Raw genomic sequence first — 21,832 nt, forward strand, 5'->3', positions numbered from 1 at the left:
TAGACATTTAACGCCAAGAATCCCAGGAGAAATGCCCATGAGCAAAAAGATTGCAGTGATCCTTTCCGGCTGTGGCGTGTACGACGGCGCAGAGATCCACGAAAGCGTGATCACCTTGCTGCGCCTGGACCAGCGCGGCGCTCAGGTCCAATGTTTCGCACCGGACATCGCGCAATTGCATGTGATCAACCACCTCACCGGCGAAGAAATGCCCGAATCACGCAATGTGCTGGTGGAGTCGGCGCGGATCGCCCGAGGTGACGTGAAAGACATCCGCGAGGCCAACGTCGAAGACTTCGATGCACTGATCGTACCCGGCGGGTTTGGCGCGGCGAAAAACCTCTCGAACTTTGCCGTGGAAGGCGCCGGCTGCAGCGTCAACCCGCAAGTGCTGGAATTGGCCGAGGCGTTTGCCGAAGCGGGCAAGCCTGTGGGGCTGATCTGTATCTCCCCTGCCCTGGCGGCGAAGATCTACGGCCCGGGGGTGACCTGCACCATCGGCAACTGCGCCGACACCGCCGCCGCGCTGGACAAGATGGGCGCCACTCACCAGGAATGCGGGGTGGAAGATATCGTCGAAGACAAGGCACGCAAACTGGTGAGCACGCCGGCCTATATGCTCGGCAAGAACATCAGCGAGGTCGCTTCAGGGATCAACAAGCTGGTGGACCGGGTGCTGGAACTGACCCACGAGAACGACTGATAGCCCCCTCACTGTGGCAAGTCGCTAGTTGTGGTGAGCGGGCTTGCGTGGTGAGCGAGCTTGCCCCGCGCTGGGTGGCGACGCCGCCCCAATTCAGACGACGCGGTGCGTCAATTAGAACATGACTGCAGGGTTTGGGGCTGCTGCGCAGCCCAACGCGGGGCAAGCCCGCTCACCACAACAAGCCCGCTCAACACAACTCACCCACCACAGGCTCAGGCCTGGCGCATTAACCGCGTCAGGATCCGGTCCAGCGCATTGGCAAACGCCTGCTTCTCCTTCTCCCCATGAGGCGGTGGCCCACCCCCCATCTGGCCTTGCTCACGCAGATCAGTGAACAGGTTGCGCACCGCCAGGCGCTCGCTCATGTTCGCCGGGCTGAATTCCTTGCCGCGTGGATCGAGGGCCGTGACGCCGTTTTTCACCAAGCGGTCGGCCAGCGGCACATCGCTGCAGATCACCAGCTCGCCGGGCACCGCGTGCTCCACCATGTAGTCATCCGCCGCATCCGGGCCGCTGGGCACCACGATCAGCTTCACACAGGCAAAGCTCGGCTTGATCTGACTCTGCCCGGCCACAAGCACCACCTCGAACTGCCGCTTGAGGGCAAACTTCACCACCTGGTCCTTGGCTGCCCGAGGGCAGGCGTCGGCATCGATCCAGACCCGCATAATCAAGCCACCGCCCGGCGCTTCTCGGCCAAGCGACTGCGGCCGTACAGCACCACAATCGCCAGGATTGCCACCGCCTGTGCACTCAACGAGTACGCATCGGCGTGGATGCCCAGCCAATCGAAATCAAAGAACGCCACCGGCCGCGTGCCGAAGATGCCGGCTTCCTGCAGCGCCTTCACGCCATGCCCGGCAAACACCACCGACAGCGCACACAGCAACGCCGCGTTGATCCCGAAGAACAACGCCAGCGGCAGCTTCGCCGAACCACGCAGGATCACCCACGCCAGGCCCACCAACAGCACCAGCGCCGTGGCGCCACCGGCCAGCACCGCGTTGTGCCCGGCCGGGCCGGCTTGCAGCCACAGGGTTTCGTAGAACAGGATCACTTCGAACAGCTCGCGGTACACCGAGAAGAACGCCAGCATCGCAAAGCCGAACCGCCCGCCGCCGCCCACCAGGCTGCTCTTGATGTAGTCCTGCCAGGCTGCTGCGTGGCGGCGGTCGTGCATCCACACGCCGAGCCACAGCACCATCACGCTGGCGAACAGGGCCGTGCAGCCTTCCAGCAGTTCGCGCTGGGCGCCGCTTACGTCAATCACATACGCGGCCAACGCCCAGGTCGCCAGACCGGCCAGCAACGCCAGGCCCCAACCCACGTTGACGCTGCGCACCGCCGACTGCTGGCCGGTGTTGCGCAGGAACGCGAGGATCGCAGCCAGCACCAGGATCGCTTCGAGGCCTTCACGCAGCAGGATCAGCAAGCCGGAGATGTAACTCAACGACCAACTCAGGCCATCACTGCCCAGCAAGCCGGCGGATTCAGTGAGCTTGCCCTTGGCCACGTCCAGGCGTTGTTGCACCTGCTCGACCGGCAAACCGTCCTGCAACGACTGCCGGTAGGCCATCAGCGCCTTCTCAGTGTCCTTGCGCACGTTGGCGTCGACGTTGTCCAGGGAGCTTTCAACCAGCTCGAAACCTTCCAGGTACGCGGCCACCGACAGGTCGTAGGCCTGCTCATGATCACCCTTTTGGAATGCCGCCAGGCTCTTGTCCAGGGTGGTGGCGGTGTAGTCGAGCAACTGCGCCGGGCCACGCTTGACCTGCGGCGGTTGCGCACGCTGGGCACGGAACGTCGCAGCGGCCGCCGGACCGCTTGCGGCCAGCACTTCATTGGGGGTCTGGCGAGCCAGGTCGGCGAGGTTGAACGGTTGCTCACTTTTCGCGGCGGCCGGGTCGGCGGTGAAGCTGGCAATGTAGGTGGCCAGGTCCCAGCGCTGACGGTCGTCCAGTTGGTCAGCGAAGGACGGCATGTCGGTGCCTTCGACACCCAGGCCGAGGGTGTTATAGATCGCGTAGAGGCTCAGGCGATCCAGGCGCACGGCATCCCGCAGGTTGGCGGGCGGCGGCGTCATGCCCACGCTGGCCGGGCCATCACCGGCACCGGCTGTGCCATGGCACACCGAGCAATGCTGGGCGTAAAGCGGCGCACCGCGCGTGGGATCAGGGGTGATCGCCGGGGCCTGGCTGACTTCATAGGCCACGGCCAACTGAGCGCCTAATTGACGGGCCTGGCGAGCGACTGTGGCGCCGTCCTGATGGGCAGTTACAGCCGCTAACAGTTCGTCGACGCCTTTGACCAACGCCGCGCGCTCCGGGCGTTGCGGCAGTTCTGCCACCAAGCCCTGTAACACGCCGAGAAACTCCAGTTGTTCGCGGTATTCGGATTCATCGATAACCTTGCCCGCCTCCACCGTCGGAGGATAGTCAGCGCCAATGTAGTCCAGCAAATGCAGGGCTTGTGGGGCGCCCTCGGCAGTCGCGGCCAACAGGTTGAAGCTGCACGACATCAACGCCGGCAGCATCAGCCAGGCGAGAAAACGGAAGGGGGCAGTCATGAACGAATCTCAAAGGGAAATACGAAGTAACACATTGTTGAGGTTTAAGAGGTTTGACTCAAGGCGTAAGTGATTTGTCGAGGGTGAGTTCGGGGAAATCAGGCGCAGGTAGTGGCTTTTTGGTCGAATTGATCGAGGCAAAAAGCCATTGTTTTGCCAGTAATGACGCTTATAATGCCGCGCCCTGTTAGTGCGAAAGGGAATTTCGTTCCTCGTTTTTATGAGGAAAACCACATTGGTTGATACGTTCAGGGAAGAAGTCTGCATGGCATTTCGCGCCTTACCTTCGCTCGCGCTCGCAGCGGTAACCTTGTTGTCCGGCTGTTCGATGTTCCGCAGCTATGACACCGAGCTGCAAGCCACCAATCAGCAATTGGCCACCGGCAATGTCGATGCCGCCCTGACCCTGCTGGAAAAGAACAACACCGGCGATGACAAGGACTTGCTCTATTTCTTCGAAAAGGGCGAATTGCTGCGTGCCAAGGGCGACTTGACCGGCAGCCAGACCGCCTGGCGCAGCGCCGACCTGCAAGTCTACAAGTGGGAAGAGTCGGTCAAGTTTGACAGCGCCAAGTACCTGGCCCAGTTCGGCAGCTTCCTGGCCAACGACAAGGTGCGCCGCTACGAAGGCTATGACTACGAAAAGGTCATGCTGACCACGCAGATGGCCCTGAACCTGCTGGCCCTGAACGACTTCGACGGCGCGCGCACCGAAATCAAGAAGACCCACGAGCGCGAAGCGGTGATCGCCGACCTGCGCGACAAGGAATACCTCAAGCGCGAGGACGAAGCCCAGCGTGAAGGCGTGACCACCCAGATGAAAGACCTGCGCGGCTACCCGGTGGAAGCCCTGGACGCGCCGGAAGTGGTCGGCCTCAAAAACAGCTACCAGAGTGCGTTCAGCCACTACCTGGCCGGCTTCGTCTACGAAGCCCTGGGTGAAAAAGACCTGGCAGCCCCCGGCTACCGCAAGGCCGCCGAACTGCGCCCCAACACGCCCTTACTGGAAAAGGCGCTGCTGGACCTGGACAAATCCAAGGTCGGCGCCGATGAAACCGACGTACTGATCGTGGTGCAGAGCGGCCTGGCACCGGCCCGCGACTCCATTCGCCTGCCGCTGCCGATCCCGATCAACGGCAATCTGGTGATCACTCCACTGTCGTTCCCGGTGATCAAGGCTGATACCTCAACCGCGCCCTTCACGCAGATTGGCGTCGACGGCCAGCAACAGAACCTCACCGCACTCAACAGCACCACCGCCATGTCCCGCCGCGCTCTGCGCGACGACATGCCAGGCATCATCTTGCGCACCACCGTGCGCGCAGTCACCCGTGGCGTAGCGCAGAACAACCTGAACAAGACCAACCCCATGGCGGGCTTGGTATTGGGGATCGCCTCGGCCGTCACCGAAGGCGCCGATACCCGCACCTGGCGCACCCTGCCGGACATGACCCAGGTGACTCGCCTGCGCCTCAAGCACGGCGAGCATCAGGTCAGCCTGCCCAACGCCCTGGGCGGCACGCTGGTGACGGTCAAGGCTGATCAGCGTTACCAGGTCATCACCCTGCGCGTGGTCGGCAACCAGGTATTCGCCGGCGGCCTGGCCGCCCATGTGGTGCCAAGCACCGCCAACCAGGCCATCGCCCTCAAACAACCTTAAGGAGCACGCTATGCGTCATTTCATCTTCGGCGCCCTCGCGCTGGTCCTGCTGGCCGGATGCGCCACCCCGCCGCCACCGGAACCCGGCAGCGCTGCAAGCAAAATCGTGGTGATGGGCAAGTTCAAGGGCATTGCCGTCGGTGCCATCCGTGTGGCCCGCGAAAACGGCTTCCTCACCGCCAAGGTGCAGTTGAGCAACATCACCAGCAGTAACCAGATGATGTACTACCGCTTTGCCTGGCTGGGTGCCGACGGCTTCCCGGTGGGCGACGAAGAAACCTGGAAAGTGCTGAACCTGTACGCCAACCAGGCGACCTTCCTGCCTGCGATTGCCAATTTGCCGCAGGCGGCGGACTTCCGTCTTGAAGTGAAAACCCCTTGAGCCGTCCATCCTTTTCGCTGCTGAGAGATTTCCCAATGTTTGCACGCTTCTCGATCCTTGCCGTCGTCGCCGTCCTGGCCAGCGGCTGCGCCAACACCTCCCCGGTCCTGGGCGGTAAGAACATCAGCTACGGCGACACCAAGGCTGTGGAACTGGTAACCAACGAGTTCGGCTCCACCGACCTGCAGATGATCGCCGAAAGCATGACCCGCTCCCTCGCCCAGTCCGGCATCCTGCAAGGCCGCCCGGTGGTGCAGGTGTACGACGTGAAGAACAAGACCAGCGAGTACATCGATACCCGCGAAATCACCACGTCGATCAAGACCCAGCTGATGAAGACTGGCACCGCACGCTTTGCCAGCGACAACACCGACATGCAGAGCCAGGTTGACCAGCTCAAGCTGCAGAACCAAAGCGGCCTGTACAAGAAGTCCACCGTCAGCAAGACCGGCAACATGGTGGCCGCCAAGTACCGCCTGGAAGGCTCCATCAGCTCCATCGTCAAGCGCAGCTCGGACTACAAGGACGTGTTCTACAAATTCAGCCTGCAGCTGATCGACGTCGAGAGCGGCCTGGCCGAATGGATGGACGAAAAAGAAATCCGCAAAACCACGGAGCGCTAAGCAATGCGTGCATGGATCGGCATGATCGGCCTACTGTGCGCCTTTGGCGCCTCGGCCGCCCCGAAGATCGCGGTAACCGACCTGGCCTACGAGGCGCGGGTCGAGGAATACATCCACCAGGTTTCGGCGAGCAACAACTTCCAGGCAAGCGCCTACCACGCCAGCGGTGCGTCGAACTACAGCGAGTACGAAAGCCGTACCAGCTACATCGAACAGACCGAGCTGCGTAAATTCAGCGGCGATATCAAGGGCGAGATTCTAAAGTCCCGGCAGTTCCAGCTGGTGCAAGGCACGCCTTACACCGCCGATGCCAAGGGTGACGTCTACGACGTGATCAAGCGCATCAAGGCCGGTAACTTCAAGGGTGCGGACTACGTGCTGTTCGGCACGCTGTCAGACATCGACTTTACCCAGGACATCAACGCCCTGGACCACACCAACAGTTACTCAGCCGTGCTGGGCCTCACGTTGGTGGCGGATTTCAGCCTGATCAATACCCGCACCTACGAAATCACCTCGGCGTTTACCGCCATGGGTGAAGGCCAGGACACCAAGCTGGTGAACAGCCGTGACGTACGCGTAAGCCTGAACCGGCCGCGCGTGGTCAAGGAAGTGTCGAAAGCCTTGGGTGAGGATGTGGCCAGGCAATTGGCGGAACAGTTGGGTGGCGGGTATCAAGAACCTGGCCAACCACCGCTGCGCAACAACCTGCCAAGGGATGAAGCGCCGAAGATCCTGCGCTGAAACCCGATTTCACAAGCAACACAAACCAATGTGAGTGCTGGCTTGCCTGCGATAGCATCACCGCGGCGTATCAGTTAAACCGCGGCGCTTGCATCGCAGGCAAGCCAGCTCCCACATTTTTGATCCGGTTTTGGCAGTTAAGCTGTTGCGCGATGCAAGCTGGCCAGGAAGCCCGCAGCGCCGACAAACAACCCGGCAAACGTGCGGTTCATACGCTTCTGCTGCTTAGGCGTACGCAACAGTCGCAACACCTTCGACGCCAGCCCTGTATACCCCGCCATCACGACCATATCGACGCAGATCATCGTTGCACCCAGGATCAGGTACTGGATCAGCAGCGGCGCCTGCGGGTTCACGAACTGCGGCAACACCGCCAGCATGAACACCAGTGCCTTGGGGTTACTGGCATTGACCAGAAAACCACGGAACATCATCGCCATCGGCTTGCCGATCGGGCGCACCGCCGCGTCATCAGTCATGTCCATGGGCAGGGCGCGCCATTGCTTGATGGCCAAGTACACCAGGTACGCCACGCCAAACCATTTGATCGCATAAAAGGCGGTAGAGGACGTCGCCAGAATGGCACCCAGGCCGCAAGCAACGACGGCAATCTGCATCGCCAGGCCCAATTGCAGGCCGATGGCATTCCAGTAACCACGCAGGAAACCGTATTGCAGGCCGCTGGACATCGAGGCGATGGCGCCAGCACCAGGAGAAAGGGAGATGATCCAACTGGCCAGGAAAAAGGCCAGCCACGTATCGAGTGCCATTACACACCTCAGGAGGGAGTTTGCTGTTGTGTCTTAAGCTAACTCCGCCGACCAAAGGATGGCTATAGATTTTTACAAGATGTGAATGCTAGCGGTCGCCCGGAAACACGTGGGTACCTGGCCAACGCCGCACCGAGCGCTGGAAGAACAAGCTGTTGGGCACTTGCACCATCGCGCTGTCGGTACCGGCCTCTGCCACTTCAACCAGCGTGGTGTAGAGCAGGTTGATCGCCACGACTCGGCCCTTCACGCCCGGTTTGTCGACGGTATCTACCAGTTCGACGATATCGCCGAGGCGAAACGGCCCGACGGTGAAGATCAGAATGGCGCACAGCAGGTTGGACAGTACCGACCACATGGCGAAGAACGCCACTGCGGCGACCGCAACAAACCCCGACAGCGCCGTCCACAACACCGTGGCAGACACCCCCAGGCGGCCCAGCACAAAGATCAGCGCACTGCCCATGATCAACCAGCGCAGGCCACCGCGTAGCGGCATCAGCAGTTGTGGCGGGAACGGGTAACGCTCACCCAGGCGCGTCAGGCCCTTGGCGACAAAGCGCTGGGCGAGATAGCCGGCCAGCAGGATCAGCAGGATTTGCACGCCAATCCACACGGGTTCGACCCACTGCGTCGGTATAGGCAGCTGCAACGCTTCCATCAGGACAGCGCCTCCAGCTCCGCTTGCAGGGTTTCGAGCAGCTCGAGGGCTTCCATCCAGGTTTCCTCCAATTGCCCTTCACGCACCTTGAGCTTGGCCTGTTCGGCCAGCAGATCGCGCAATTCATCCTTGCGGGCAGCTTCGTAGACGGCGCTGTCGCCCAGACTGGTCTCGATCTTGGCCAGGCGCTCGTGCACCTTGCCCAACTCGGCTTCCAACTTATCGGCTTCACGCTTGTGCGGCGCCAATTGTTGGCGCAACGCAGCGGCAGCCTGACGCTGGGCTTTCTTGTCGGTCTTGTCGGGGTTGACCGGGGTGTTGCTGACCGGCGCGTTGCGTAGGCGGTAATCCGTCAGCCAGCGCGCGTAGTCATCCAGGTCACCGTCGAATTCTTCGACTTTACCGTCGGCCACCAACAGGAAGTTATCCGTGGTGCTCTTGAGCAAGTGGCGGTCGTGAGACACCACCAGCACCGCACCGCTGAACTCCTGCAAGGCCATGGTCAGCGCCAGGCGCATTTCCAGGTCCAGGTGGTTGGTCGGTTCATCAAGCAGCAGCAGGTTCGGGCGGTCCCAGGCGATCAGCGCCAGGGCCAGGCGGGCTTTTTCGCCGCCAGAGAAGTTCAGCACCGGCTCATCGATGCGCGCGCCACGGAAGTCGAAGCCACCCAGGAAGTCGCGCAGGGTCTGCTCGCGCTCGGTCGGCGCCAGGCGCTGCAAGTGCAGCAATGGGCTGGCCTTGGAGTCCAGGGAGTCCAGCTGGTGTTGGGCGAAGTAGCCCACCACGGTGTTCTCGCCACGGGTCAGGCGGCCGGACAGGGGCGAAAGCTCGCCGGACAGGTTCTTGATCAGCGTCGACTTGCCCGCACCGTTAGGCCCGAGCAATCCAATGCGTGCACCTGGCGTGAGTTGCAGCTTCACTTTTTCCAGGATGGTTTTTTCGCCATACCCCAGGCGCGCATCGGAAAGGTCCAGCAAGGGGCTGGAGATCTTCACCGACTCGCGGAACACGAAGTCGAACGGCGAATCAACGTGAGCCGCCGACAGTTCCTCCATGCGCTCCAGGGCCTTGATCCGGCTCTGGGCCTGACGGGCCTTGGTGGCCTGGGCCTTGAAGCGGGCGATGTAGCTTTCCATGTGCGCGCGCTGCGCCTGCTGCTTCTCGTAGGCCTGTTGTTGCTGGGCCAGGCGTTCGGCACGGGCGCGTTCGAATGCGGTGTAGCCGCCACGGTAGAGCGTGATTTTCTTCTGTTCGACGTGGGCGATGTTGTCGACCACGGCGTCGAGGAAATCCCGGTCGTGGGAGATCAGCAGCAAAGTGCCCTGATAATTCTTGAGGAAGTCTTCCAGCCACAGGATCGCATCGAGGTCCAAGTGGTTGGTCGGTTCGTCGAGCAGCAACAAGTCCGACGGGCACATCAGCGCCTGCGCAAGGTTCAAGCGCATGCGCCAGCCGCCGGAGAAGTCGGCGACCGGGCGGTCCATTTGTTCGTTGGTAAAGCCAAGGCCGGCGAGCATCTTGCGGGCGCGGGCGTCGGCGGTGTAGCCGTCGGCGCTGTCCAACTCGGAATGCAGGCGGGCCTGGGCGGCGCCGTCCTGGGCTTTCTCGGCCTCGGCCAGGTCGTGTTGCACCTGGCGCAGGCGCAGGTCGCCATCGAGCACATAATCGATCGCGATGCGGTCCAGGGTGTCGATCTCCTGGCGCATATGGGCAATGCGCCAGTCGGCCGGCAGCAAGCAATCCCCGGAGTCCGGAGTCAGCTCTCCCAGCAACAAGGCGAACAACGTTGATTTGCCGGCGCCGTTGGCACCGATCAGGCCGGCTTTGTGACCGGCGTGCAGGGTCAGCTCGGCGTCTTCGAGAAGACGTTGCGGGCCACGCTGTAATGTTAGGCTTTGAAGTCGGATCATAATGGCGGCGGAGTCTACCAGCTTCGTTGGCCGCTGGCTTGGGTGTGAATATGTACGCTGACCTGTGGAGCTTTGCCCTCACGACTTATGCCCGCCCGGGCGTCGAATCCGCTTGCCTGCGCTTGCAGGAAGACGGCGCGGACGTGTGCCTGTTGCTGTGTGGTGCCTGGTTGGAGCAGCGCGCTGTGGCAGCAACCTCCGAGCGCCTGCAAGCGCTGAAACAGATTGCCCGGCCTTGGCAGACACAGGTGATCGAACCGTTACGTCAAATACGCACGCACTGGCGCGCCATGGCGCAGCAGGATGAAGCTCTGGCGGGGTTACGCGAGCGGGTTAAGGCCCTGGAGTTGGACGCCGAACGACAGTTGCTGACGCGACTGGAAGCACTGGCGCAAACTTGGCCGACTGGCGATGCGATGGATCAGCGGCGGTGGCTGGAAGGACTGACGGCTGAGGATGCCGCCAACCTTGACCCCGGCGCGCTGCAGCAGCTGCGCGCCGGGGTCACCAGCACTTAGGAAGCGCTGGCTGGGGTGGTGCTTGGCGCTACCGGAGCAGGCGTGCTGCTGGCCGGCGCAGTGGGTGCGGTGGACGCTGCCGGGGCGGCAGCAGGTGTTGCTGGCTTGGCCGGTGCTGGTTTTACGGCAGCCGGCTTTGCAGCAGCAGGTTTAGCAGCTGGTTTGGCGGCCGGCTTTGCAGCGGCAGGTTTGGCAGCTGGCTTAACGGCTGGTTTGGCAGCAGCAGGTTTAGCGGCTGGCTTAACGGCTGGTTTGGCAGCAGCAGGTTTAGCGGCTGGCTTGGCGGCTGGTTTCGCAGAAGCGGTTTTAGCAGCTGGCTTGGCGGCTGGTTTCGCAGCAGCAGGTTTAGCAGCTGGCTTGGCGGCTGGTTTGGCAGCAGCGGTTTTAGCCGCTGGCTTGGCGGCTGGTTTGGCAGCAGCAGGTTTAGCAGCTGGCTTGGCGGCTGGTTTGGCAGCAGCGGTTTTAGCCGCTGGCTTGGCGGCTGGTTTCGCAGCAGCGGTTTTAGCAGCTGGCTTGGCGGCTGGTTTTGCAGCAGCAGTTTTAGCAGCTGGCTTGGCGGCTGGTTTTGCGGCAGCAGTTTTGGCAGCTGGCTTGGCGGCTGGTTTTGCAGCAGCAGTTTTGGCAGCTGGCTTGGCGGCTGGTTTTGCAGCAGCAGTTTTGGCCGCTGGCTTGGCGGCTGGTTTCGCAGCAGCAGTTTTGGCCGCTGGCTTGGCGGCTGGTTTTGCAGCAGCAGTTTTGGCAGCAGGTTTTGCTGCGGCTTTAGCCGGTGACTTGGCAGCAACCGCTTTGCTCGCGGGCTTCTTCGCCGCGCTCGCTGCAACAGCTTTCGCAGGGGTACGAGCGCCCAGCACTTTAGCCACGGCTTCTTTCACACGACCAACGCCCTGGGCCAGTTTCAGGCTTTCCTGAGCATCTTTTTTGAGTTGGGAAATATAGGCGCGGGTTTCAGCTTGGCGATCCTTGAGGGCGTCCAGCAGGTCCTCAAGCTCTTTGACAGCATCTTTGGCTTTGGCTTGTGCCTTGGCCTTGCCGGCAGTAGCGGCGTCTTGCAGTTTGGTGCGGGATTTGTGCAGCTTTTCTTGCGCTTTACCGCGTTGTTTTTCCAGCTTGGCGAGCAGTTTTTCTGCATCGGCCAACGCTTGGGAACAGGCGCTTTCCAGATGTTCGAGCAAGCTGCCCGAAAGTTGTTGGAGTAAATGCAACGGGGTATTAACAGGCTTCTGTTTGGCCGACATGGTTTACCTCCTGGCTGACGTGGGTGCGGCTCATACTAGCCCTCTGCTCTTACCGCCGCTAGGGCATGTTGACAGTATCGTTTGCCTTGCGTTGCACCGCGCGAAAATTCTTATCGATATAACGAAAACACGCGGCACTTTTTACCCGTTCACACTGGCATAATCCGTCGCACTTTCGGCGGGAGAATACCCATGTCGCGTTACCTTTTTCTTGTGCTTGGTCTAGCAATATCAGTGACCAATGCGAGCGAGCAATCGCCGGCAAAAATCACTGAAAAAAACCAACATGACCTCGCCTACAGCCTGGGCGCGAGCCTTGGTGAACGCTTGCGCCAGGAGGTTCCGGACCTGCAGCTACAAGCGTTGATCGACGGCCTCAAGCAAGCGTATCAAGGCAAGCCATTGGCATTGGACAACGCACGCATCGAGCAGATTCTTGCCCAGCACGAAGCACAGAACGAAGCCGATGCGCAGGCACCGCAAAGCGAAAAAGCACTCGCGGCCGAACAACAATTCCTGAGCAAGGAAAAAGCCGTAAAAGGCGTGCGCGAATTGGCGGATGGAATCCTGCTTACCGAACTCACACCCGGCAATGGCGAGAAGCCAACGGCCAGCGATCAAGTCCAAGTGAAGTACGTGGGACGATTGCCCGATGGGACGGTGTTCGACCAAAGCACGCAACCCCAGTGGTTCCGTCTGGACAGCGTGATCAGCGGCTGGAGCAGTGCATTGCAGCAAATGCCAGTGGGCGCGAAATGGCGCCTGGTGATCCCCTCAGCCCAGGCCTATGGTGCCGACGGTGCCGGCGAATTGATCCCGCCCTATACCCCTTTGGTGTTCGAGATCGAGTTGCTCGGAACCCGACACTGAGGCCATAAAAAACGGTGCGTCATGCGCACCGTTTTTTTGTATCGCGATCGAGCTTCAAGCCTGAGTAGCAGACTCTTCCTTGTGAGCGTTATGCAGCACTTCGATCAAGCAATCTTCCAGCTCGAATCGCTCATGCAGCAGCGCACCCAATTCTTTGAATTTTGCTGCAACACAGTTTCCGGCATCACACAGGTCGGTGAAGGCCAGCAGCTTCTCGGTGATGACATCGATGCGTGGGTAAATGGTCTCAGCCAAGTCCAGGCCACGCTGATCGTCGAAGGCTTCGGCCTCCTTGGTCAGCTGTTCGTAGACGCCAAAATGGCCGGCTGACACGTAGTCCACCAACACACCGCAGAAATCCTGCAACGGTTCACGGTTCTCCGCCAGTGCCTCGGGCTTGGCGCCGAGAGCATCAAAGGCCCGAACCAGTTCGTGACGTGCCTTCAGCCAGCTGTCGATCAGCTTGTGCACCCCACCCCAGCGTTCCTGAGCATTCTGACAACTTTCCAGCATGATGATCTCTCTTCCCTATAGGGGCGCTGCCGCCTGGTGCCCGCGCAACACTTCAAGGATAAAGCAGCAACCGGACAAGGCCGCATCTGATAAACGGTTTCAATAACACGTGCGGGCCAGATTATGCCCGCATGACTATGGCTTCAAGGTACGCAGGAGAGAAAGTTCATACAAGTGTTTAATCCCGTCCTACAAACTGCAACCGGCGTTCAGTGCCTCGCCGGGCGCAAACGTTGGCTCAACAACAGCCGTGAAAACTGCATGGCGCCAAGGATCAACATCGCGACGAAGAACAGCAGGCTCCACTCCGGCAGGCTCAAGTCAAACAGCGTCCAGTTGATCTCCACGCAATCAACGGTGCCTTTGACCGTCAATTGCAGGGCCTGCCAAAACGACAGGTTTTCGATCATGAAGTGCAGGCTCGGCCAGCAATCCGCTGCCTGGTCCGGTGCGGCGTTTTGTAGCAATACCTGACGCACGGCAGTCATCGCACCGAGCAACGCAAAGCCCATGCTTGCCAGCCCGTACAGGCAAAGAATAGAGCGCTTGGGGTTATGCAGGGCAGCGACCAGGTTGATCAAGGTGAAAGCGGCGAGGAATACCCGTTGCATTTGGCACAGGAAGCAAGGACGCAGCGAGGCGCCAAATTCCAGGTAGAAGGACGCGCCCAACGTCAGCGCACCTGCCAGGAACGCAAGGAAAAACAAGGAGCGTGAGGGGGCCAAAGACATGCTTTATCCGCATCGCGAAAGATAGGTCGCTACGGTAGAGGAAAGGCCTGACCGCTTTCAATACATGCTGGAGCAGACGATTCCGCGAGAGGGTAAGGACTTCCCACCAGAAGATGGAGGACTTTGGGCTATCTAGCGTCGGACTTTGCCCACAAACCCTCTAACGCAACGTTTTTAGAGCTCATGAAGGTTGGCGGTCGGATATATCCGCGCCAACCCTCGTCCGCCTTCCTACATCAAGCGCGAGCCGGGACAGGCAGCGGTGATGCCAGCAAACGGTTATCCAGCAGCCCAAGGCCCTCTTGGAACAGCTGATTACTGCGCTCGGTATCGCCAAGCTGAGCCAACAAACGTGCGAGCTCGGCGCAGGCTTCAGGATTGCGTTGCACCTGCAAACTGCTTTCCAGGTAATCCCGCGCCTTGCCCCACAAGCTGTTTTGCAGGCACAGGCGACCCAGTGTCAGCAGCAGGCTGGCATCGCCTGGATGGTCCTTGAGCCAACCCTCGGCAAACTTCAATTGCCGGGCCGGGTCACTGCCACGCAACAGGCCATATAGCCGGATCAGGTGGCTGTCGTAGCCGCGCTTGAGCGCGACACACAACGCTTCTTCAGCCTTGGCATCGGCGCCCAGTTGGCGCAATTGCTCGGCGTAGGCCAGCACCAATTGCGGCTCCTGGCGCTGGGCAGACGTGAGCTGCTGCCAGGCCCGCTCAAGCGACTGCAAGCCGGCTTCGCCCTGCTCTTCGCGTTGGGCAGCGAGGCTCAGGTTCTCACCCCAGGCGCGGCGCTCAAGCTCGGCCAGTTCACTGGCGGGCAGCACTTTGTCCTTGCGCAGTTCCGGCAGCAGGCGAATCACTGACGACCAATCACCGCGCTGCTGATGCAGGCGCTGCAATTGGCGCAATACTTGCGCGTTATGGGGATGACGTTCGTGCATTGCCTGCAAGGTGATCAGTGCACCGTCGCTGTCGCCACGGTCCAATTGCAGTTGCGCATGGCTCAAGGCAACCGCCAGCTCGGCCTGGGGTTGACGCTCCAGGGCGCGCTCCAGCAAGCCGTCGGACTCTTCATACCGCCCCTGCTCATTCGCGGCACGGGCCGCGCCGAGGTAGTACAGCAGTGGCTGGCGCTCGGCTTCGGCGGCTCGGTGCAGGTGGCGCTCGGCGCTGGCCCAGCGGCCTTCAGCGAGGTCCATCTGGCCTTGCTCGATGGCGATCTGCACGCGGCGACTGCGATTACGTCGCGACCACGGGTTGACCACACCACCGGACGTGGTAACCAGGCTCACCAGTACGCGGATCAGGTAGATGGCCAAACCGAAGGCAAATACCGCCACCACGGTTGCCCAAAGGCTCGACTCGTAATGCAGCACATGCGGGTAGGTAATCAGCACGTAGCCGGTGTGTTTCGAAATGCCTACAGCCAGCGCCAGCGCGATTGCAATCGCCAGCACCAGGATCACATAGAAACGTTTCATCGGCTCTACTCCTGCTTCGCCGACGTCGCCGCCGCCTTGGCTTCGTCGGCAGACAGATGACGACGCTCAAGGTACGCCTGCACGGCAGCCAGGCTTGCGGCCAGGTCCGGTGTCACCACCGACACGGCCTTGGGCTCAAGCTCGGCGATACGCGCCAGCATCGCCTTGCTCTGCGGGTTGTCCTGGTTGAAGTTGTCCTGCAACACGCTGCGCGCTTCGCCCAGCGAGCGGCTGTAGACGGCCGATTCACCATTGAGCGCCGCCCATTGCGCTTGCTCCAGGGCCAGGCTCAGGGCCAGGCGCACCTGGTTCAGACCTTGGCCGGCCAGCAGTGGACGGATGTTGTCGTCGGGGTTGAAGTCGATGCGGAAGTAACGGGAAATCTGCTCCCACCACTGGCTCCAGCGGCTTTGCGTATCGGTGGTCGGACGCCCTTCGGAAGCGGGGTCGGTCAGTTGATACTCAGGGGCAATGGCCGCCAATTGCACGACTTGGTCACGCAGGGCCGCCAGTTGCAGGTATAGCCCGGTACGGTCCGGCTGCTCGGTGCTGCGCAGCGCGGCAAGGCTCTTGGCCAATTGTTCGCGGGCAGCGTAAGAGCCTGGATCGCTTTGCTCGCGTAGGATCTCGTCGGCACCCTGCACCAGCGCCTGGGCGCTGTTGATATCTTGAAGGGCGGACAAGCGCAGGCTCGCCAGGCGGATCAAGTGTTCGGCCTCGGCCAGTCGCCAATCCTTGCGGCTGGAGCCCAGTACGGTTTCCAGGCGCTGGCTCAGCTTCTGCTGGTCACCCTGCAACTGGGCCACCAAGCGACGGCGTTCCTCCAGCTCATCCGCACCCGGCAATTGCGCCAGGCGCGCGGCCAGTTGTTGCTGGCTTTGCTTGAGGGACTGGGACTGGTCATCGAGGGTCTGCACCTGGCCCAACTGTTGTTGGCTGCTGGCCTGCAGGGCGCGGACCTGCCAGATACCCCAGCCGCCGGCGGCAACACCGGCTACGCCGAGCAGCAGGGCGACGATTGCCAGGCCATTGCCACGGCGCGGCACGGTGACCGGTGACTCAACCGGCGCATCAAGTGCGGGTTGGGTTTCATCTTTAGGCAAGGCTGTTTCGCTCACGTATCCGTCCTTTGCGTTTCAGAGAGTGGGAACGGGATAGCTCCGTATCGCCACTAACAAAGCCGCGGCACTCGCACCGCGACAATCCACAACTTTTTCTGCGCCAGCGGCCCGCGCCATTTCCTGGACTCGCGGGCTCGGCACGAACAACGGCAGCTGTGCCACCTGTGGCCAATCGGCTCCGGCCAGGGCTTGCAGGTGCAAAAAACCCTGCCCACTGCTGACCACCAGGCCGTTCAAGCGTTCCAACTGGATGCGTTGCATCAGCACACCGGCGTCGTAGGCCGGCAGGAAACGGCGATACAACTCCAGATAGTCGACACTAGCACCTTGCTCACGCAAACGCTCCGCCAGCAGTTCGCGACCGCCCTCGCCCCGCAGGATCAATACCTGAGCATCGGGGCGTGCGATAGCCTCGCGCAACGCAGGCAATTGAAGCAAGGCCTCGCTGTCATCGCCAGTCGGTGGGTAGTGAACATTGAGGCCGTGATCAGCCAGGACCTGCGCGGTGGCGGCGCCGACACTGAACCACGGCAGTTGCTTCCCCGCCCGCCCCAGCTGCTGCACGGCCAGGCGCGCGGCAGGTTTGCTGACGACGATCACCGCACAGTAGCGGTCCAGATCACAGAAGACGGCCTGCTGTTCAGGGGTGACAGGCAGCGGCTCAATGTCCAGCAACGGCAAGCTGCTGCTGAAGATACCCGCTTCGGACAACGTGGCCGCCAGGGCCATCGAGTCCTCGGCAGGCCGCGTCAACAGCACGCGCCATTCGGTCACTGCGGACCGGCCTCGCCATAGACTTTTTGCAGAATGGCGCCGGCGCCCTTTTCCAGCAGCTCTTCAGCCACCTGGATACCCAGGGCTGTGGCGTCACGCTGCGGACCACGCACTTCAGCAGTCAGCAGGGTGCCGCCTTCCGGGTCGCCGACCAAGCCACGCAACCACAGGTTTTCACCTTCAAGCACGGCGTAGCAGGCGATCGGCACCTGGCAGCCACCGTTGAGGTGCTTGTTCAGGGCGCGCTCGGCCGTGACGCGCACTTCGGTGTCCTGGTGATCCAGGGGTTTGAGCAGGGCGTGGATTTCTGTGTCGGCGGTACGGCATTCAATGCCAACCGCGCCTTGCCCACCGGCGGGCAGGCTGTCCTCGACGCTGATGGCTGAGGTGATACGGGCTTCGAAGCCCAGGCGGATCAGGCCCGCCGCCGCTAGGATAATCGCGTCATATTCGCCGGCATCCAGCTTCGCCAGACGGGTGTTGACGTTGCCGCGCAGGAAGCGGATCTGCAGGTCCGGGCGGCGGGTGAGCAGTTGTGCCTGGCGGCGCAAGCTCGACGTACCGACGATGCTGCCCAGGGGCAGCTCATCCAAAGAGGCATACGTGTTGGAAACGAAGGCATCACGCGGGTCTTCGCGCTCGCAGATGCAAAACAGACCCAGGCCTTCCGGGAAGTCCATGGGCACGTCTTTCATCGAATGCACGGCGATGTCAGCTTCGTTTTCGAGCAGTGCGGTTTCCAGTTCCTTGACGAACAAACCCTTGCCGCCGATTTTCGACAGTGGCGAGTCGAGCAGCTTGTCGCCGCGACTGACCATGGGCACCAGGGTCACCGTGAGACCTGGATGGGCCTGCTCCAGACGTGCTTTGACGTATTCGGCCTGCCACAAGGCCAGGGCACTTTTACGGGTGGCGATGCGGATTTCGCGAGAGGACATGGATCAATCCGTACTGAATAGATACGGCAGATAATAACAGCTCAGGCAAATACGCTTTGATTTGAATCAGCAAGTGCGGGGCCTCCCTGGCCTCGTCGCACCGGGATATGGAATGCAAGCCTCGCCACAGCCCTGGGACTAAAGCTGCTGCATCATCTTGCGCACACCGGCGACGTGCCGTCGGCTGACGATCAACGCGTCACCGTTAAGGCCTTTCAGGAATAGCTGAAAGTGCCCCAGGGGCGTGCGTTGCAGGCGTTCGATTCGCTCGCGGGCTACCAGCGCGTTGCGGTGGATACGCACGAAGCGGTCGCCGAACTCGTCTTCAAGTGCCTTGAGCGGCTCATCGAGCAGTACTTCGCCACCTTGGTGACGCAGGGTCACGTACTTGTGGTCGGCAATAAAATAGACCACTTCACCCAACGGGATTAGCTCTATGCCTTTGCGGGTTCGGGCGCTGATATGGCTGCGCGGCCCGTTACCACTTTGGGCGGCAGGCTGAGTCAGGGCGGCAAGCTGGACGCGGGTTGGGCGCTCAGCCTTTTTCAGGGCCTTGAGCAACGCGTCGCCGGCCACCGGCTTGGTGAGGAAGCTGACACCGCTGGCTTCCAGCGTTTCCGCAGAAAACTCTTCGCCGGTTGCGCAAAACACCACGGCGGGTGGTGACTCTCGCTCGCTCAGTCGGGCGGCAACTTGCAGGCCATCGAGGCCTGGCATACGGATATCGAGCAACACCACATCCGGCTTGAGGCTGTCGATCAGCGTCAACGCCTCTTCGCCCGTGGTGGCGCTCGGTTCTAATACTGCGTAACCCTCGAGTTCACTGATCAAACGGCTCAGTCGCTCGCGGGCTTGGGGTTCGTCATCAACGATCAGGACATTCATATTGCGCTGGATTCCTGCGTGAGTCTCGCACAAGGATAGCGTAGACAGGTGCGGTGACTTGCGTCACAGCGATCCACGCTAAGACTAGCGCGAGCGGCAAAAAGTGCCCTGAGAGTGGCACCCATATTTACCCGGACCTGTTCAATTACGCCCAAGACCTGCTGCCTTCGGGCATCGTCATAGGGTTTGCTGATACACAATCCGAATACCCCCCTTTTTTAATGGATAGTCTGGGCTCTGACCGCATCACCCGACTTTGGTGCATTCACACACTATCAGTCCAACTGTAGACGCTCACTGAGACGACATTGCTCAATCGTCAAATATCGTTTCAATAAGCCTCTGTACTCAGTCTCGTCCTGGACGCGGTCGGCGGCAAGGCACTTAGCCATCCTTTGCACAAATAAAAATGCCGACGACCCACAGCACCGCCTCCACGGGCAACCCTGTTATTATCGCCGGCACACTTCCATGCCTCTTTATTAAGCAGATCACGAGCGAATCCATGAGCACCGACAAGACCAACCAGTCCTGGGGCGGCCGCTTCAGTGAACCCGTCGACGCCTTCGTCGCCCGCTTCACCGCCTCCGTCACCTTCGACCAGCGCCTGTACCGCCACGACATCATGGGCTCCATCGCCCACGCGACGATGCTGGCCAAGGTCGGCGTGCTGACCGATGCCGAGCGCGACAGCATCATCGACGGCCTGACCACCATCCGTGGCGAGATCGAAGCCGGCACGTTCGACTGGCGCGTCGACCTGGAAGACGTGCACATGAACATCGAAGCCCGCCTCACCGACCGCATCGGTGTGACCGGCAAGAAGCTGCACACCGGCCGTAGCCGCAACGACCAGGTGGCCACCGATATCCGCTTGTGGCTGCGTGATGAAATCGACCTGATCCTGGCAGAAATCACCCGCCTGCAGAAAGGCCTGCTGGAACAGGCCGAGCGTGAGTCGGACACCATCATGCCGGGTTTCACTCACCTGCAAACCGCGCAACCGGTGACGTTCGGCCACCACCTGCTGGCCTGGTTCGAAATGCTCAGCCGCGACTACGAGCGCCTGGTGGACTGCCGCAAGCGCGCCAACCGCATGCCACTGGGCAGCGCTGCACTGGCCGGCACCACTTACCCGATCGACCGCGAGTACACCGCGCAATTGCTGGGCTTCGACGCTGTCGGCGGCAACTCGCTGGATGGCGTGTCGGACCGTGATTTCGCCATCGAATTCTGCGCCGCCGCCAGCATCGCGATGATGCACCTGTCGCGCTTCTCGGAAGAGCTGGTGCTGTGGACCAGCGCGCAATTCCAATTCATCGACCTGCCGGACCGCTTCTGCACCGGCAGCTCGATCATGCCGCAAAAGAAAAACCCCGACGTGCCCGAGCTGGTGCGTGGCAAGAGCGGCCGCGTGTTCGGCGCCTTGATGGGCCTGCTGACCTTGATGAAAGGCCAACCCCTGGCCTACAACAAGGACAACCAGGAAGACAAGGAACCGCTGTTCGACGCTGCCGACACCCTGCGCGACTCACTGCGCGCGTTTGCCGACATGATCCCGGCGATCAAGCCCAAGCACGCGATCATGCGTGAAGCGGCGCTGCGCGGGTTCTCTACCGCGACTGATCTGGCGGACTACCTGGTACGCCGTGGCCTGCCGTTCCGCGACTGCCACGAAATCGTCGGCCACGCAGTTAAGTACGGCGTGGACACCGGCAAGGACTTGGCGGAAATGAGCCTGGAAGAACTGCGTCAGTTCAGTGACCAGATCGAGCAGGACGTGTTTGCCGTGCTGACCCTGGAAGGCTCGGTAAATGCCCGTAATCACATCGGCGGTACTGCGCCGGCGCAGGTGAAAGCAGCTGTGTTGCGCGGCCAGGAATTGCTCGCCAGCCGCTAAAAGCATCGCAGGCAAGCCAGCTCCCACAGGAAATCGCATTCCAATGTGGGAGCCGGGCTTGCCCGCGATAGCGTCCTGCCAGACGCCAAAAATCTATTTCTTGGCCGCGATCATCGCCATAAACGCCGGCATCGCCGCCTCTCTGTCCGCCGCCACTTTCTGAGCGTTGGGCATGGCGTGCAACCTTTCCAGCAACGCCTTGGCTGCCGGCATTTCAGCCAGCAGATCCAGGCCAAACAGCTTCTCGCCCACCGCGCAGGCGAGGTTCACGCTGTACATGAAATACAGGTCGGCAATGGTGAAACTCTCCCCCGCCACATAGGGTGCGAACTTGCCGTGCCTGCCCAAAGACCCGAAACCCAACAGCAACTCGGCCTTGGACTTCTCCTTGATCGCCTCCGCCACCGGCATTCCAAAAAACGCCTCGGCGAAACATGCACGGGCAGGCAGTTCGATATACAGCTCAATCTCGCGACATAACGCCAGCACCTGAGCACGCTGAAACGGCTCGGCCGGAAGCAGCGCAGGGCCCTCATGGGTGTGCTCGATGTATTCGAGGATCACGCTGGTCTCGTTGATATACCCCTGCTTCACGCCCAGCACCGGCACCTTGCCGCGCGGACTGACGGCCAAGGCCTCCGGGGTTTGCCCGGCATAAAAGGGCACCTCTTCGAATGGCAACCCTTTCTCCAGCAGCGCCAGCTTGACCATGTTGTAGTAGTTACTGACCGAGAATCCGTAGAGCTTGAGCATGTCTGTGCCTCCAGGCCGGGAATGGGGTTGGCTGCAACCGTTATAGATCCCGACGCCTGCCCTGACCAGCAGCATCACCTGCCTGAATGGGGGT

At 61.2% G+C, this 21,832-nt stretch carries 22 protein-coding genes; 8 read left to right on the plus strand and 14 right to left on the minus strand.

The window, feature by feature from the left end; all coding sequences use genetic code 11:
* Nucleotides 1-37 precede the first annotated feature (37 nt).
* The gene (gene elbB, locus KUA23_RS29045; protein WP_099493190.1) at nucleotides 38-703 is read left to right on the plus strand and encodes an isoprenoid biosynthesis glyoxalase ElbB; all 666 of its coding nucleotides are present in this window, start codon (nucleotides 38-40) and stop codon (nucleotides 701-703) included.
* A 215-nt stretch (nucleotides 704-918) separates the two neighbouring features.
* Here the strand turns inward: elbB and KUA23_RS29050 are convergent, their stop codons facing one another.
* Both KUA23_RS29050 and KUA23_RS29055 read right to left on the minus strand, forming a co-directional pair.
* The gene (locus KUA23_RS29050; protein WP_078050669.1) at nucleotides 919-1,374 is read right to left on the minus strand and encodes a YaiI/YqxD family protein; all 456 of its coding nucleotides are present in this window, start codon (nucleotides 1,372-1,374) and stop codon (nucleotides 919-921) included.
* Nucleotides 1,375-1,376: 2 nt separating this feature from the next.
* Entirely contained in the window at nucleotides 1,377-3,272 is a 1,896-nt protein-coding gene (locus KUA23_RS29055) for an FTR1 family protein (RefSeq protein ID WP_078050670.1), read from the minus strand.
* Between the two features lie 265 nt (nucleotides 3,273-3,537).
* Here KUA23_RS29055 and KUA23_RS29060 point away from each other — a divergent pair, with 265 nt between their 5' ends.
* From KUA23_RS29060 to KUA23_RS29075, 4 genes are read left to right on the plus strand one after another with little or no spacing between them, the layout of a single operon-like run.
* Nucleotides 3,538-4,932, plus strand: coding sequence for a COG3014 family protein (locus KUA23_RS29060; RefSeq protein WP_100491901.1), 1,395 nt, complete (start codon nucleotides 3,538-3,540; stop codon nucleotides 4,930-4,932).
* A 10-nt stretch (nucleotides 4,933-4,942) separates the two neighbouring features.
* Nucleotides 4,943-5,314 carry a YcfL family putative periplasmic lipoprotein gene (locus KUA23_RS29065; RefSeq protein ID WP_078050672.1) on the plus strand — a complete coding sequence of 124 codons (372 nt, stop codon included), beginning with the start codon at nucleotides 4,943-4,945 and terminating at the stop codon, nucleotides 5,312-5,314.
* A gap of 35 nt (nucleotides 5,315-5,349) precedes the next feature.
* Nucleotides 5,350-5,937: a penicillin-binding protein activator LpoB gene (gene lpoB / locus KUA23_RS29070; RefSeq protein ID WP_015886479.1), complete on the plus strand. Its 588-nt coding sequence runs from the start codon at nucleotides 5,350-5,352 to the stop codon at nucleotides 5,935-5,937.
* Between the two features lie 3 nt (nucleotides 5,938-5,940).
* Entirely contained in the window at nucleotides 5,941-6,681 is a 741-nt protein-coding gene (locus KUA23_RS29075; protein ID WP_078050673.1) for a penicillin-binding protein activator LpoB, read from the plus strand.
* A 137-nt stretch (nucleotides 6,682-6,818) separates the two neighbouring features.
* Here the strand turns inward: KUA23_RS29075 and KUA23_RS29080 are convergent, their stop codons facing one another.
* The 3 genes from KUA23_RS29080 to KUA23_RS29090 form a co-directional block, all read right to left on the minus strand.
* Entirely contained in the window at nucleotides 6,819-7,451 is a 633-nt protein-coding gene (locus tag KUA23_RS29080; protein WP_028618426.1) for a LysE family transporter, read from the minus strand.
* An 88-nt stretch (nucleotides 7,452-7,539) separates the two neighbouring features.
* Nucleotides 7,540-8,112 (minus strand): mechanosensitive ion channel family protein, encoded by a 573-nt coding sequence (locus KUA23_RS29085; protein ID WP_025857438.1) that lies wholly within the window; start codon nucleotides 8,110-8,112, stop codon nucleotides 7,540-7,542.
* The gene (locus KUA23_RS29090; RefSeq protein WP_214497179.1) at nucleotides 8,112-10,022 is read right to left on the minus strand and encodes an ATP-binding cassette domain-containing protein; all 1,911 of its coding nucleotides are present in this window, start codon (nucleotides 10,020-10,022) and stop codon (nucleotides 8,112-8,114) included. The genes KUA23_RS29085 and KUA23_RS29090 overlap by 1 nt, the downstream gene beginning before the upstream one ends.
* Before the next feature lie 50 nt (nucleotides 10,023-10,072).
* Here KUA23_RS29090 and KUA23_RS29095 point away from each other — a divergent pair, with 50 nt between their 5' ends.
* Nucleotides 10,073-10,540 carry a TIGR02444 family protein gene (locus tag KUA23_RS29095; RefSeq protein WP_100491898.1) on the plus strand — a complete coding sequence of 156 codons (468 nt, stop codon included), beginning with the start codon at nucleotides 10,073-10,075 and terminating at the stop codon, nucleotides 10,538-10,540.
* Here the strand turns inward: KUA23_RS29095 and KUA23_RS29100 are convergent.
* On the minus strand, nucleotides 10,537-11,775 hold the full coding sequence (locus KUA23_RS29100) for an AlgP family protein (protein ID WP_252993219.1): 1,239 nt from the start codon (nucleotides 11,773-11,775) through the stop codon (nucleotides 10,537-10,539). The two genes, KUA23_RS29095 and KUA23_RS29100, sit on opposite strands and share 4 nt — an antisense overlap.
* 192 nt (nucleotides 11,776-11,967) lie before the next feature.
* Here KUA23_RS29100 and KUA23_RS29105 point away from each other — a divergent pair, with 192 nt between their 5' ends.
* Nucleotides 11,968-12,645 (plus strand): FKBP-type peptidyl-prolyl cis-trans isomerase, encoded by a 678-nt coding sequence (locus KUA23_RS29105; RefSeq protein WP_252993220.1) that lies wholly within the window; start codon nucleotides 11,968-11,970, stop codon nucleotides 12,643-12,645.
* 54 nt (nucleotides 12,646-12,699) lie between these two features.
* On the opposite strand, the gene KUA23_RS29110 is transcribed toward KUA23_RS29105, so the two are convergent.
* The 7 genes from KUA23_RS29110 to KUA23_RS29140 all read right to left on the minus strand — a co-directional run bounded on the left by KUA23_RS29110 (nucleotide 12,700) and on the right by KUA23_RS29140 (nucleotide 19,085).
* The gene (locus KUA23_RS29110; RefSeq protein WP_078050678.1) at nucleotides 12,700-13,158 is read right to left on the minus strand and encodes an Rsd/AlgQ family anti-sigma factor; all 459 of its coding nucleotides are present in this window, start codon (nucleotides 13,156-13,158) and stop codon (nucleotides 12,700-12,702) included.
* 209 nt (nucleotides 13,159-13,367) lie between these two features.
* Entirely contained in the window at nucleotides 13,368-13,889 is a 522-nt protein-coding gene (locus tag KUA23_RS29115) for a disulfide bond formation protein B (RefSeq protein ID WP_099493195.1), read from the minus strand.
* 236 nt (nucleotides 13,890-14,125) lie between these two features.
* Entirely contained in the window at nucleotides 14,126-15,367 is a 1,242-nt protein-coding gene (locus KUA23_RS29120) for a heme biosynthesis protein HemY (RefSeq protein ID WP_252993221.1), read from the minus strand.
* Nucleotides 15,368-15,372: 5 nt separating this feature from the next.
* Nucleotides 15,373-16,485: a uroporphyrinogen-III C-methyltransferase gene (locus KUA23_RS29125; protein ID WP_100491895.1), complete on the minus strand. Its 1,113-nt coding sequence runs from the start codon at nucleotides 16,483-16,485 to the stop codon at nucleotides 15,373-15,375.
* A gap of 18 nt (nucleotides 16,486-16,503) precedes the next feature.
* Entirely contained in the window at nucleotides 16,504-17,262 is a 759-nt protein-coding gene (locus KUA23_RS29130) for a uroporphyrinogen-III synthase (protein ID WP_214497175.1), read from the minus strand.
* Nucleotides 17,259-18,200: a hydroxymethylbilane synthase gene (hemC, locus tag KUA23_RS29135; protein ID WP_252993222.1), complete on the minus strand. Its 942-nt coding sequence runs from the start codon at nucleotides 18,198-18,200 to the stop codon at nucleotides 17,259-17,261. The genes KUA23_RS29130 and hemC overlap by 4 nt, the downstream gene beginning before the upstream one ends.
* Before the next feature lie 138 nt (nucleotides 18,201-18,338).
* Nucleotides 18,339-19,085, minus strand: a complete 747-nt coding sequence (locus tag KUA23_RS29140; RefSeq protein ID WP_078050682.1) for a LytR/AlgR family response regulator transcription factor — start codon at nucleotides 19,083-19,085, stop codon at nucleotides 18,339-18,341.
* Between the two features lie 505 nt (nucleotides 19,086-19,590).
* Between KUA23_RS29140 and argH the strand changes: the two genes are divergently transcribed.
* Nucleotides 19,591-20,985, plus strand: coding sequence for an argininosuccinate lyase (gene argH, locus KUA23_RS29145; RefSeq protein WP_078050683.1), 1,395 nt, complete (start codon nucleotides 19,591-19,593; stop codon nucleotides 20,983-20,985).
* Between the two features lie 93 nt (nucleotides 20,986-21,078).
* Here argH and KUA23_RS29150 read toward each other — a convergent pair whose 3' ends face one another.
* Complete coding sequence (locus tag KUA23_RS29150; RefSeq protein WP_078050684.1) at nucleotides 21,079-21,738, minus strand: glutathione S-transferase family protein; 660 nt, start codon at nucleotides 21,736-21,738, stop codon at nucleotides 21,079-21,081.
* Nucleotides 21,739-21,832: the final 94 nt, after the last annotated feature.

The organism is Pseudomonas pergaminensis, assembly GCF_024112395.2.
In the GTDB taxonomy this organism is placed as follows: domain Bacteria; phylum Pseudomonadota; class Gammaproteobacteria; order Pseudomonadales; family Pseudomonadaceae; genus Aquipseudomonas; species Aquipseudomonas pergaminensis.